At 51.7% G+C, this 13,482-nt stretch carries 8 protein-coding genes; 7 read left to right on the top strand and 1 reads right to left on the bottom strand.

Translation table 11 applies throughout. From position 1 onward, the window contains the following. Nucleotide 1: 1 nt before the first annotated feature. Nucleotides 2-1,342 (top strand): enolase C-terminal domain-like protein, encoded by a 1,341-nt coding sequence (locus tag FQ015_RS00270; protein WP_039021099.1) that lies wholly within the window; start codon nt 2-4, stop codon nt 1,340-1,342. A 20-nt stretch (nt 1,343-1,362) separates the two neighbouring features. Next, nucleotides 1,363-2,703, top strand: coding sequence for a glucarate dehydratase (gene gudD, locus FQ015_RS00265; RefSeq protein ID WP_000098256.1), 1,341 nt, complete (start codon nt 1,363-1,365; stop codon nt 2,701-2,703). Between the two features lie 239 nt (nt 2,704-2,942). Here gudD and barA read toward each other — a convergent pair whose 3' ends face one another. After that, nucleotides 2,943-5,699, bottom strand: coding sequence for a two-component sensor histidine kinase BarA (gene barA / locus FQ015_RS00260; protein ID WP_000186438.1), 2,757 nt, complete (start codon nt 5,697-5,699; stop codon nt 2,943-2,945). A gap of 56 nt (nt 5,700-5,755) precedes the next feature. Between barA and rlmD the strand changes: the two genes are divergently transcribed. The 5 genes from rlmD (at nt 5,756) to eno (ending at nt 13,476) form a co-directional block, all read left to right on the top strand. Further along, a complete protein-coding gene (rlmD, locus tag FQ015_RS00255) occupies nt 5,756-7,057 on the top strand; it encodes a 23S rRNA (uracil(1939)-C(5))-methyltransferase RlmD (RefSeq protein WP_160523559.1) in 1,302 nt (433 codons plus the stop codon). Nucleotides 7,058-7,104: 47 nt separating this feature from the next. After that, a complete protein-coding gene (gene relA / locus FQ015_RS00250) occupies nt 7,105-9,339 on the top strand; it encodes a GTP diphosphokinase (RefSeq protein ID WP_000226809.1) in 2,235 nt (744 codons plus the stop codon). A 94-nt stretch (nt 9,340-9,433) separates the two neighbouring features. Further along, on the top strand, nt 9,434-10,225 hold the full coding sequence (mazG, locus tag FQ015_RS00245) for a nucleoside triphosphate pyrophosphohydrolase (RefSeq protein WP_001071668.1): 792 nt from the start codon (nt 9,434-9,436) through the stop codon (nt 10,223-10,225). A gap of 227 nt (nt 10,226-10,452) precedes the next feature. Beyond that, the gene (gene pyrG, locus FQ015_RS00240) at nt 10,453-12,090 is read left to right on the top strand and encodes a glutamine hydrolyzing CTP synthase (protein ID WP_000210878.1); all 1,638 of its coding nucleotides are present in this window, start codon (nt 10,453-10,455) and stop codon (nt 12,088-12,090) included. Between the two features lie 87 nt (nt 12,091-12,177). Continuing rightward, the gene (gene eno / locus FQ015_RS00235; protein ID WP_000036723.1) at nt 12,178-13,476 is read left to right on the top strand and encodes a phosphopyruvate hydratase; all 1,299 of its coding nucleotides are present in this window, start codon (nt 12,178-12,180) and stop codon (nt 13,474-13,476) included. Nucleotides 13,477-13,482: the final 6 nt, after the last annotated feature.

Below are 13,482 nucleotides of genomic sequence, written 5' to 3'. Positions count from 1 at the left end.
GATGGCGACACAATCCAGTCCTGTTATTACTGATATGAAAGTCATTCCGGTGGCCGGGCATGACAGCATGTTGCTTAATATTGGTGGTGCACATAACGCATATTTCACCCGCAATATTGTGGTACTCACCGATAACGCCGGGCATACCGGTATTGGTGAAGCGCCCGGCGGAGAGGTGATTTATCAGACACTGGTCGATGCTATTCCGATGGTGCTGGGCCAGGAGATCGCACGACTGAATAAAGTGGTTCAGCAGGTGCATAAAGGTAATCAGGCAGCCGATTTTGATACCTTCGGCAAAGGTGCCTGGACTTTTGAATTGCGCGTTAATGCCGTGGCGGCGCTGGAAGCCGCCTTGCTTGACCTGTTAGGTAAGGTGCTGAATGTTCCGGTCTGCGAACTGTTAGGGCCAGGCAAGCAACGCGATGCTATTACTGTCCTCGGTTATCTGTTTTATATCGGTGATCGGACCAAAACCGATCTTCCTTATCTGGAAAATACGCCGGGCAACCATGAGTGGTATCAATTGCGGCATCAGAAAGCGATGAACAGCGAAGCCGTTGTGCGTCTGGCGGAAGCCTCACAGGATCGCTATGGCTTTAAAGATTTCAAACTTAAGGGCGGCGTGTTACCTGGCGAGCAAGAAATCGACACTGTTCGTGCATTGAAGAAACGCTTCCCGGATGCGCGAATTACCGTTGATCCCAACGGTGCATGGCTGCTTGATGAAGCCATTTCTCTGTGCAAAGGGCTGAATGATGTTCTCACCTATGCGGAAGACCCGTGCGGCGCTGAGCAGGGTTTCTCCGGACGTGAAGTGATGGCTGAGTTTCGACGGGCGACCGGCTTGCCCGTCGCGACTAACATGATCGCCACCAACTGGCGCGAAATGGGCCATGCGGTGATGCTCAATGCGGTAGATATTCCACTTGCCGATCCGCATTTCTGGACGCTTTCCGGTGCAGTCCGCGTGGCGCAACTTTGCGACGACTGGGGGCTGACCTGGGGCTGCCATTCCAATAACCACTTTGATATCTCTCTGGCGATGTTTACCCATGTGGGTGCGGCGGCACCGGGTAATCCTACCGCTATCGATACCCACTGGATTTGGCAGGAGGGAGATTGTCGCCTGACCAAAAATCCGCTGGAGATTAAAAACGGAAAAATTGCCGTTCCTGATGCGCCCGGTCTGGGCGTGGAACTGGACTGGGAGCAGGTACAAAAGGCGCATGAGGCCTATAAACGTCTGCCTGGCGGTGCGCGTAACGACGCGGGCCCGATGCAGTACCTGATCCCCGGCTGGACCTTTGACCGTAAACGTCCCGTTTTCGGCCGTCATTGATTTTGAAAAAGGACATAGATATGAGTTCTCAATTTACGACGCCTGTTGTTACTGAAATGCAGGTCATCCCGGTGGCGGGCCATGACAGTATGCTGATGAATCTGAGTGGTGCACACGCACCGTTCTTCACGCGTAATATTGTGATTATCAAAGATAATTCTGGTCACACTGGCGTAGGGGAAATTCCCGGCGGCGAGAAAATCCGTAAAACGCTGGAAGATGCAATTCCGCTGGTGGTGGGTAAAACGCTGGGTGAATACAAAAACGTTCTGACGCTGGTGCGTAATACTTTTGCCGATCGTGATGCCGGTGGGCGCGGTTTGCAGACATTTGATTTGCGGACCACTATTCATGTAGTTACCGGGATAGAAGCGGCAATGCTGGATCTGTTGGGGCAGCATCTGGGGGTTAACGTGGCATCGCTGCTGGGCGATGGTCAACAGCGTAGCGAAGTCGAAATGCTCGGTTATCTGTTCTTCGTCGGTAATCGCAAAGCCACACCGCTGCCGTATCAAAGCCAGCCGGATGACTCATGCGACTGGTATCGCCTGCGTCACGAAGAAGCGATGACGCCGGATGCGGTGGTGCGCCTGGCGGAAGCGGCATATGAAAAATATGGCTTCAACGATTTCAAACTGAAGGGCGGTGTACTGGCCGGAGAAGAAGAAGCCGAATCTATTGTGGCACTGGCGCAACGCTTCCCGCAGGCGCGTATTACCCTCGATCCTAACGGTGCCTGGTCGCTGAACGAAGCGATTAAAATCGGTAAATACCTGAAAGGTTCGCTGGCTTATGCAGAAGATCCGTGTGGTGCGGAGCAAGGTTTCTCCGGGCGTGAAGTGATGGCAGAGTTCCGTCGCGCGACTGGCCTGCCGACCGCAACCAATATGATCGCCACCGACTGGCGGCAGATGGGCCATACGCTCTCGTTACAATCCGTTGATATCCCGCTGGCGGATCCGCATTTCTGGACGATGCAAGGTTCGGTACGTGTGGCGCAAATGTGCCATGAATTTGGCCTGACCTGGGGGTCACACTCTAACAACCACTTCGATATTTCCCTGGCGATGTTTACCCATGTAGCCGCTGCTGCACCGGGTAAAATTACTGCTATTGATACGCACTGGATCTGGCAGGAAGGCAATCAGCGTCTGACCAAAGAACCGTTTGAGATCAAAGGCGGGCTGGTACAGGTGCCGCAAAAACCAGGATTGGGCGTAGAAATCGATATGGATCAGGTGATGAAAGCCCACGAGCTGTATCAGAAACACGGGCTTGGCGCGCGTGACGATGCAATGGGAATGCAGTATCTGATTCCTGGCTGGACGTTCGATAACAAGCGTCCGTGCATGGTGCGTTAAGACAGAAAACCAAAACCGGCTCTGTCAGGAGCCGGGTTGAGATTACTGACGAAGTGGCTTACGGGGACGGTTTTCCCCTCGCCCTTTCAAGGAGAGGACCGGGGTGAGGGGAATCATTCGCACTTGCGTTGGCCTGTTCCCCTCACCCTAACCCTCTCCCCGGAGGGGCGAGGGGACTGTCTGTGCTGCTCCCAGCATTGGCATTGGACGGAACCTATTTTGACTCGACAAGACGTCCATTACCCGAGAATTTTGCTGGCTTCGCGCGCTACATTATCCATCTCGTCCAACAGTTCCAGCAGCTCCGGCTCCAAATCTTCTTCTTTAGTACCGCTACGTAGCTGTTGTTCGATCAGTTGGCAGAGATTCTTCATACGCGGCACACCGCTATAGCCGCAACTGCCATGCAGTTTATGAATCAAATCAACCAGGCCTTCCGGGTTTTCTCCAACCAGCTGTTCCTCAACTTTGTTGCGAACTTCAGGCAGGAAATCGAGTAACATTTGCAGCATATCGCGCGCTAAATCGGTTTTTCCTGCTGCCTGGCGTAGTGCCAGTTGCCAGTCGAGGGTCGCATTCGGGTTCACCACAATTTCATTGACTTCGGGGGTCACGACCCGAGAGGAAATACCGCTGCCAGGCTTGTAGCGCAACAGCAAATTATGCAATCGTTCTTCTTCAATCGGTTTCGCCAGATAATCGCTCATCCCTGCGCCAAGCAGCTTCTCTTTTTGCCCGGCCATTGCATGCGCCGTTACCGCGATAACCGGCGTTTGTTGCTGATGGGGGAGCTGGTGGATGAGTTCGCAGGCCCGAATTCCGTCCATGTCCGGCATTTGAATATCCATTAAGATCAGATCGAACGGCATCTGTTTCGCCCGTTCAACGGCCTGATGCCCGCTATCGCAAAGCTCTACATGTTGCACCATATCTTCCAGTAACGCGCCGATAAGTTTCAGGTTAGCGGGGTTGTCATCAACCGCCATGACAGTCATTGCCAGCTTACTTTCATCGGTAACAGGCAAAAGCGTGTTTTGTTTGTGATGACAAAATTCCGTCAGGGCAGGGAACAGGCGCGTAGGTGTTAATGGTTTCAGCAGACACGCGCCGATACCATCTTGCTTAAGTTTTTCAGCATTGACTTGTGCATGGCAAGGAAGTGCCAGCATCAGAAAATCGGTCATCGATACCGCTTTCGCTAATCGCTCATGTTGCATTGTTAGCGGCTCGCGGAAGGTCACCGCAATGCCTAATAACATCATGTCGTAATGCGCGGGAGGCAGCGCGGAGAACGTTGGGCTATAAACCACTTCCAGCGGCGTTTCACTTAAAATATCCAGCGTGCATTGCGCTGCTGCGGAGTTTGGTTCGACATAGGCCAGGCGCTTGCCGGCGAGGCACTGGGTGGATGGCCCTTCGATAATAATGTTCGGATTCAGATCGAGATTAATGTGGAACCAGAAAGTTGAACCGCGATTCGGCTGGCTATGGAACGAAATATCGCCGCCCATTTCATTAACCAGTTTTTGTGTAATCACCAGCCCCAGCCCGGTGCCACCATGACGGCGGGAAATACTGGCATCAGCCTGTCGGAAGGCCTGGAATAAGCGCGATTGATCGCGTTCAGGAATACCAATGCCGGTATCCCGAATCTGCACTTCAATCTGCACTTTGGTATTACTCAGCGCACGTTTTTCTACCAGAATATCAATGTTGCCATTCTCGGTGAATTTAATTGCATTCCCTACCAGGTTAGTGATGATTTGCTGTAATCGCAGTGGGTCGCCAATTACGTTATCGGGCACGTCGCTCTTAATATTGAGCGTCAGTTCCAGCCCTTTATCGTGAGAAGAATGTGCCAGCAGGGTAACGACTTCATCCAGCGTGCTGCGTAGTGGGAATGGAATACTTTCCAGAATCAGCTTACCTGCTTCCAGTTTCGAGAAGTCGAGAACATCATTAATAATTGCCAGCAAATTATTTGCCGAACGTTCAATCGTATTCAGGTGGTCGCGCTGCGTTGGCGTTAATTCTGTTTTCAGCGTCAGGCGGGTAAAGCCAATAACGCCATTGAGCGGAGTTCGCAGCTCGTGGGACATATTTGCCAGAAACTCAGACTTAATCCGCGCCGCTTCCTGGGCACGTTTTTTCGCCAGATCCAACTCAACGTTCTGAATTTCCATCTGCTCCAGCGTTTCACGTAGATCGGACGTCGCCTGGTCGATATTGTGCTGCATCTCTTCGTGATAAGCTGCCAGCGACATTGCCATCGAGTTGATGCCATTTTTCAGCATATCCAGCTCGCCGAGCATAAATCCTTCCACTCGGCTGTCGAGTTGTCCGCGACGGATACGGTCGACGGTATTCACCATGTTGCGAATTGGACCGGTTACATCACGCATGAGTCGCCAGCCAAAAATAAGCGCAATACCGATACAAAACAGCATCATCACGCTGGAAATAAAGATCTCTTTATATTGCTGCAAGCGAACCGATTTTAGATCCAGTTCAAGCGCGATATATCCCAGCATATTTTGACTATTTTTGGCATCACTACTGGGCGATTCGTCGGGGGAATAACTCTCGGAAATAATTGGTGTGCGTAAGATCATAATATCACCGTCACGTGTGACAGTGAGCTGGCGAGGAAACGGCACGTTGCTGCCGAGCTGCATTGATGAGGGATCAAGATGAAAATTGGAGGTGACAAAGAGTCGGTTATTTTCATCATAAACCGAAATCGCGCGGACAATATCGGAATGGCGACGATGCAGTACGCTTATTAACTGACCGATAGATTCGCGATTTTGCAGGCTCATGCCATATTCAGTAGAAACTGCAAGCGGCTCAATAATGCTGGCTCCGGCATCTTCCAGTTGACGCTGCAAGTCGTTATAGCGATGCACAACGAAAAAGATACTCAGCAATAAACCAATAAGGACGGTCGGTGCCAGGATCAGAATCATCATGCGTGCGCGCAGGCTGTAGTTGGTCATGGAGTTCCGTTATGGGACAATTAAGGTCACACTGTTAAATTGAGAAAGTCTCGCCAATGGCGCAATTCTACTCTGCAAAACGACGCACGACGACGCGTCAGATCATAACTGTTTCAGTCAACGACCTCGACTCTTTTGGTCAGGGCGTGGCACGACATAACGGCAAAGCGTTATTTATTCCTGGATTATTGCCACAGGAAAACGCGGAAGTTACTGTTACTGAAGATAAAAAACAGTACGCCCGCGCTAAAGTCGTGCGCCGGTTAAGCGATAGCCCGGAACGCGAAACGCCACGCTGCCCTCATTTTGGCGTATGCGGTGGCTGTCAGCAACAACACGCCAGCGAGGATTTACAGCAGCGAAGCAAAAGTGCGGCACTCGCCCGATTAATGAAACACGAAGTCTCTGAAGTGATCGCCGATGTTCCCTGGGGCTATCGCCGTCGCGCGCGTTTAAGTTTGAACTACTTACCGAAAACACAGCAACTTCAGATGGGGTTTCGCAAAGCGGGCTCCAGTGACATTGTCGACGTTAAACAATGCCCCATTTTAGTGCCCCAACTTGAAGCATTGCTGCCCAAAGTCAGGGCATGCCTGGGCAGCTTACAAACTATGCGCCATCTTGGTCATGTTGAACTGGTACAGGCAACCAGCGGCACGCTGATGATTTTGCGCCATACCGCACCGCTAAGTTCGGCAGATCGCGAAAAACTGGAACGCTTTTCGCATTCTGAAGGCCTGGATCTGTATCTCGCCCCCGATAGTGAGATACTCGAAACCGTCTCTGGTGAGATGCCCTGGTATGACTCAAACGGGTTGCGCTTAACTTTTAGCCCGCGCGATTTTATTCAGGTCAATGCGGGTGTGAACCAAAAAATGGTAGCGCGTGCGTTGGAATGGCTGGATGTACAACCTGAAGATCGCGTACTGGATCTGTTCTGCGGTATGGGCAACTTTACACTGCCATTGGCGACACAAGCTGCCAGTGTGGTGGGTGTAGAAGGCGTTCCGGCGCTGGTTGAAAAAGGCCAGCAGAATGCGCGTCTTAATGGCTTACACAATGTGACGTTTTATCACGAAAATCTTGAAGAAGATGTCACAAAGCAGCCGTGGGCGAAAAACGGCTTCGATAAAGTGTTGCTGGACCCGGCGCGAGCAGGTGCCGCAGGTGTTATGCAGCAAATTATAAAACTGGAACCTATTCGTATAGTTTATGTATCCTGTAATCCTGCAACGCTGGCTCGGGATAGCGAAGCGTTATTAAAAGCAGGATATACCATTGCGCGACTGGCGATGCTGGATATGTTCCCACACACGGGACATCTGGAATCGATGGTACTTTTCTCGCGCGTTAAATAGTTACGATTTGCCGATTTCGGCAGGTCTGGTCCCTAAAGGAGAGGACGATGGTTGCGGTAAGAAGTGCACATATCAATAAGGCTGGTGAATTTGATCCGGAAAAATGGATCGCAAGTCTGGGTATTACCAGCCAGAAGTCGTGTGAGTGCTTAGCCGAAACCTGGGCGTATTGTCTGCAACAGACGCAGGGGCATCCGGATGCCAGTCTGTTATTGTGGCGTGGTGTTGAGATGGTGGAGATCCTCTCGACATTAAGTATGGACATTGACACGCTGCGGGCGGCGCTGCTGTTCCCTCTGGCGGATGCCAACGTAGTTAGCGAAGATGTGCTGCGTGAGAGCGTCGGTAAGTCGGTCGTTAACCTTATTCACGGCGTGCGTGATATGGCGGCGATCCGCCAGCTGAAAGCGACGCATACCGATTCTGTTTCCTCCGAACAGGTCGATAACGTTCGCCGGATGTTATTGGCGATGGTCGATGATTTCCGCTGCGTGGTCATCAAACTGGCAGAGCGTATTGCTCATCTGCGCGAAGTAAAAGACGCGCCGGAAGATGAACGCGTACTGGCGGCAAAAGAGTGCACCAATATCTACGCGCCGTTGGCGAACCGTCTTGGGATTGGACAACTGAAATGGGAGCTGGAAGATTACTGCTTCCGTTATCTCCACCCGACCGAATACAAACGCATCGCAAAACTGCTGCATGAACGCCGTCTCGACCGCGAACACTATATCGAAGAGTTTGTCGGTCATCTGCGCGCTGAGATGAAAGCTGAAGGCGTTAAAGCTGAAGTGTATGGTCGTCCGAAACACATCTACAGTATCTGGCGCAAAATGCAGAAAAAGAACCTCGCCTTCGATGAGCTGTTTGATGTGCGTGCGGTACGTATTGTCGCCGAGCGTTTACAGGATTGTTATGCCGCACTGGGGATAGTGCACACTCACTATCGCCACCTGCCGGATGAGTTTGACGATTACGTTGCTAACCCGAAACCAAACGGTTATCAGTCTATTCATACCGTGGTTCTGGGGCCGGGTGGCAAAACCGTTGAGATCCAAATCCGCACCAAACAGATGCATGAAGATGCAGAGTTGGGTGTTGCTGCGCACTGGAAATATAAAGAAGGCGCGGCAGCTGGCGGCGCACGTTCGGGACATGAAGACCGAATTGCCTGGCTGCGTAAACTGATTGCGTGGCAGGAAGAGATGGCTGATTCCGGCGAAATGCTCGACGAAGTACGCAGCCAGGTTTTTGACGACCGGGTGTATGTCTTTACGCCGAAAGGCGATGTCGTTGATTTGCCTGCGGGATCAACGCCGCTGGACTTCGCTTACCACATCCACAGTGATGTCGGACACCGCTGCATCGGGGCAAAAATTGGCGGGCGCATTGTGCCGTTCACCTACCAGTTGCAGATGGGCGACCAGATTGAAATTATCACCCAGAAACAGCCGAACCCCAGCCGTGACTGGTTAAACCCAAACCTCGGTTACGTCACAACCAGCCGTGGGCGTTCGAAAATTCACGCCTGGTTCCGTAAACAGGACCGTGACAAAAACATTCTGGCTGGGCGGCAAATCCTTGACGACGAGCTGGAACATCTGGGGATCAGCCTGAAAGAAGCAGAAAAACATCTGCTGCCGCGTTACAACTTCAATGATGTCGACGAGTTGTTAGCAGCGATTGGTGGCGGGGATATCCGTCTCAATCAGATGGTGAACTTCCTGCAATCGCAATTTAATAAGCCGAGTGCCGAAGAGCAGGATGCCGCCGCGCTGAAGCAACTTCAGCAAAAAAGCTATACGCCACAAAACCGCAGTAAAGATAACGGTCGGGTGGTGGTTGAAGGTGTCGGCAACCTGATGCACCACATCGCGCGTTGCTGCCAGCCGATTCCTGGAGATGAGATTGTCGGCTTCATTACCCAGGGGCGCGGTATTTCAGTACACCGCGCCGATTGCGAACAACTGGCGGAACTGCGCTCCCATGCGCCGGAACGCATTGTTGACGCTGTATGGGGCGAGAGTTACTCCGCCGGATATTCGCTGGTGGTTCGTGTTCTGGCTAATGATCGTAGTGGGTTGTTACGTGATATCACGACCATTCTCGCCAACGAGAAGGTGAACGTGCTTGGCGTTGCCAGCCGTAGCGACACCAAACAGCAACTGGCGACCATCGACATGACCATTGAGATTTACAACCTGCAAGTGCTGGGTCGCGTGCTGGGTAAACTCAACCAGGTGCCGGATGTTATCGACGCACGTCGACTGCATGGGAATTAATCTGCATAGCTGGATATGGCATCAGCTGTATCCAGCGGTATCTTTTACTCGAAGGTATTACACCTGACAGACCCGCAATTTTCAGGACATTCTAATGAATCAAATCGATCGTTTGCTCACTATTATGCAGCGTCTTCGCGACCCGGAAAACGGCTGCCCGTGGGATAAAGAGCAGACATTTGCCACCATTGCACCTTACACCCTTGAAGAAACCTACGAAGTGCTGGACGCCATCGCCCGCGAAGACTTTGACGATCTGCGCGGTGAACTCGGCGATCTGTTGTTCCAGGTGGTGTTTTACGCGCAAATGGCTCAGGAAGAAGGGCGCTTTGATTTTAATGATATCTGCGCCGCGATTAGCGATAAGCTAGAACGTCGCCATCCACATGTTTTTGCAGGCAGTTCTGCCGAAAACAGTAATGAAGTGCTCGCCCGTTGGGAAGAAATCAAAACCGAAGAGCGCGCGCAGAAAGCGCAGCATTCGGCGCTGGACGATATTCCTCGTAGTTTGCCGGCTTTAATGCGTGCGCAAAAAATCCAGAAACGTTGCGCCAACGTTGGCTTTGACTGGACGACGCTCGGCCCGGTAGTCGATAAGGTCTACGAAGAGATCGACGAGGTGATGTACGAGGCGCGGCAGGCTGTTGTCGACCAGGCTAAACTGGAGGAGGAAATGGGTGACCTGCTGTTTGCCACGGTTAATCTGGCTCGTCATTTAGGGACAAAAGCGGAAATCGCATTGCAAAAAGCGAACGAAAAATTCGAGCGTCGCTTTCGCGAAGTGGAGCGTATTGTTGCCGCGCGTGGACTGGAAATGACAGGTGTTGACCTCGAAACAATGGAAGAAGTCTGGCAACAGGTAAAACGGCAGGAAATTGATCTCTAAGGGAATTACGCGGTCAAGCGCGATTTGTGTCATTTTTTAAATGACAAGCGCTTGATTTGCGTCAAAAACATTTACCCCAAAGGGGCTATTTTCTCACTCCTGATTTCAATGGTGCGCTGGCGAAGAGGAGGGATAATGAAAGTTTGTGGCACAGGTCATGTTCGGGTATACTGCTTTCCCGTCCTGGTTATTCCATCGTCTTTTCAACCTAACTTCTCAGGTTCAGCATGACAACGAACTATATTTTTGTGACCGGCGGGGTCGTATCCTCTCTGGGTAAAGGCATTGCCGCAGCCTCCCTCGCAGCCATTCTTGAAGCCCGTGGCCTCAATGTGACCATCATGAAACTGGATCCGTACATCAACGTCGATCCCGGTACTATGAGCCCAATCCAACACGGGGAAGTGTTCGTTACTGAAGACGGCGCTGAAACCGACCTGGACCTGGGGCACTACGAGCGTTTCATTCGTACCAAAATGAGCCGCCGCAACAACTTCACCACGGGGCGTATCTACTCTGACGTTCTGCGTAAAGAACGCCGCGGTGATTACCTCGGCGCAACCGTACAGGTTATTCCGCACATCACTAACGCTATCAAAGAGCGCGTGCTGGAAGGCGGCGAAGGTCATGACGTGGTACTGGTAGAAATCGGCGGTACTGTAGGTGATATCGAATCCCTGCCGTTCCTTGAAGCGATTCGCCAGATGGCTGTTGAAATTGGCCGTGAGCACACCCTGTTTATGCACCTGACGCTGGTGCCGTACATGGCAGCGTCTGGTGAAGTCAAAACCAAACCGACTCAGCACTCTGTAAAAGAACTGCTCTCCATCGGTATCCAGCCTGACATCCTGATTTGTCGTTCAGATCGCGCTGTTCCGGCGAACGAACGTGCGAAGATTGCATTGTTCTGTAATGTTCCGGAAAAAGCGGTTATTTCTCTGAAAGACGTCGATTCCATCTATAAAATTCCGGGCCTGTTGAAATCGCAGGGGCTGGACGATTATATTTGTAAACGATTCAGCTTAAACTGCCCGGAAGCGAATCTGTCCGAATGGGAACAGGTTATCTTCGAAGAAGCGAATCCGGTAAGTGAAGTCACCATTGGTATGGTCGGCAAGTACATTGAACTGCCGGACGCCTACAAATCCGTGATCGAAGCACTGAAACACGGTGGGCTGAAGAATCGTGTCAGCGTCAACATCAAACTGATCGATTCACAAGATGTTGAAACGCGCGGCGTTGAAATCCTTAAAGGTCTGGACGCAATCCTCGTACCTGGCGGTTTCGGCTATCGTGGCGTAGAAGGCATGATTACGACCGCGCGTTTTGCGCGTGAGAACAATATTCCTTATCTGGGTATTTGCCTGGGTATGCAGGTGGCGTTAATTGATTACGCTCGCCATGTTGCCAACATGGAGAACGCCAACTCTACGGAATTTGTGCCAGACTGTAAGTACCCGGTTGTGGCGCTGATTACCGAGTGGCGTGATGAAAACGGCAACGTTGAAGTTCGTAGCGAGAAGAGCGATCTCGGCGGTACCATGCGTCTCGGCGCACAGCAGTGCCAGTTGGTTGACGATAGCCTGGTTCGCCAGCTGTACAATGCGCCGACAATTGTTGAGCGTCATCGTCACCGTTACGAAGTCAACAACATGCTGTTGAAACAGATTGAAGATGCAGGTCTGCGCGTTGCGGGCCGTTCCGGGGATGATCAGTTGGTCGAGATCATCGAAGTTCCGAATCACCCGTGGTTCGTGGCTTGCCAGTTCCATCCGGAGTTTACTTCTACTCCACGTGATGGCCACCCGCTGTTTGCAGGCTTTGTGAAAGCCGCCAGTGAGTTCCAGAAACGTCAGGCGAAGTAAGTAAAAAAGTTAGAACGGCAACGCGTACCCAGGGTACGCGTTGTTTGTCTGGAGTTTCAGTTTAACTAGTGACTTGAGGAAAACCTAATGTCCAAAATCGTAAAAATCATCGGTCGTGAAATCATCGACTCCCGTGGTAACCCGACTGTTGAAGCCGAAGTACATCTGGAGGGTGGTTTCGTCGGTATGGCAGCTGCTCCGTCAGGTGCTTCTACTGGTTCCCGTGAAGCTCTGGAACTGCGCGATGGCGACAAATCCCGTTTCCTGGGCAAAGGCGTAACTAAAGCTGTTGCTGCAGTTAACGGCCCGATCGCTCAGGCGCTGATTGGCAAAGATGCCAAAGATCAGGCTGGCATTGACAAGATCATGATCGACCTGGACGGCACCGAAAACAAATCCAAATTCGGCGCGAACGCAATCCTGGCTGTATCTCTGGCTAACGCCAAAGCTGCTGCTGCCGCTAAAGGCATGCCGCTGTACGAGCACATCGCTGAACTGAACGGTACTCCGGGCAAATACTCCATGCCGGTTCCGATGATGAACATCATCAACGGTGGTGAGCACGCTGACAACAACGTTGATATCCAGGAATTCATGATTCAGCCGGTTGGCGCGAAAACTGTGAAAGAAGCCATCCGCATGGGTTCTGAAGTTTTCCATCACCTGGCAAAAGTTCTGAAAGCGAAAGGCATGAACACTGCTGTTGGTGACGAAGGTGGCTATGCGCCGAACCTGGGTTCCAACGCTGAAGCTCTGGCTGTTATCGCTGAAGCTGTTAAAGCTGCTGGTTATGAACTGGGCAAAGACATCACTCTGGCGATGGACTGCGCAGCTTCTGAATTCTACAAAGACGGTAAATACGTTCTGGCTGGCGAAGGCAACAAAGCGTTCACCTCTGAAGAATTCACTCACTTCCTGGAAGAACTGACCAAACAGTACCCGATCGTTTCTATCGAAGACGGTCTGGACGAATCTGACTGGGACGGTTTCGCATACCAGACCAAAGTTCTGGGCGACAAAATCCAGCTGGTTGGTGACGATCTGTTCGTAACCAACACCAAGATCCTGAAAGAAGGTATCGAAAAAGGTATCGCTAACTCCATCCTGATCAAATTCAACCAGATCGGTTCTCTGACCGAAACTCTGGCTGCGATCAAAATGGCGAAAGATGCTGGCTACACTGCAGTAATCTCTCACCGTTCCGGTGAAACTGAAGATGCTACCATCGCTGACCTGGCTGTTGGTACTGCTGCAGGCCAGATCAAAACGGGTTCTATGAGCCGTTCTGACCGTGTTGCTAAATACAACCAGCTGATTCGTATCGAAGAAGCTCTGGGCGAAAAAGCACCGTACAACGGTCGTAAAGAGATCAAAGGCCAGGCATAAGCCTGA

This window comes from Escherichia sp. HH26CH, assembly GCF_009820205.1.
GTDB classification, from domain to species: Bacteria; Pseudomonadota; Gammaproteobacteria; order Enterobacterales; family Enterobacteriaceae; genus Escherichia; species Escherichia coli_F.
This window is presented reverse-complemented; position numbering and strand designations above follow the sequence as displayed.

Excerpts from the sequence above, each read along its gene's own strand:
- FQ015_RS00270 (WP_039021099.1), top strand. The coding sequence starts at position 2 with ATGGCGACACAATCCAGTCCTGTTATTACTGATATGAAAGTCATTCCG.
- gudD (WP_000098256.1), top strand. The coding sequence starts at position 1,363 with ATGAGTTCTCAATTTACGACGCCTGTTGTTACTGAAATGCAGGTCATC.
- barA (WP_000186438.1), bottom strand. The coding sequence starts at position 5,699 with ATGACCAACTACAGCCTGCGCGCACGCATGATGATTCTGATCCTGGCA.
- rlmD (WP_160523559.1), top strand. The coding sequence starts at position 5,756 with ATGGCGCAATTCTACTCTGCAAAACGACGCACGACGACGCGTCAGATC.
- relA (WP_000226809.1), top strand. The coding sequence starts at position 7,105 with ATGGTTGCGGTAAGAAGTGCACATATCAATAAGGCTGGTGAATTTGAT.
- mazG (WP_001071668.1), top strand. The coding sequence starts at position 9,434 with ATGAATCAAATCGATCGTTTGCTCACTATTATGCAGCGTCTTCGCGAC.
- pyrG (WP_000210878.1), top strand. The coding sequence starts at position 10,453 with ATGACAACGAACTATATTTTTGTGACCGGCGGGGTCGTATCCTCTCTG.
- eno (WP_000036723.1), top strand. The coding sequence starts at position 12,178 with ATGTCCAAAATCGTAAAAATCATCGGTCGTGAAATCATCGACTCCCGT.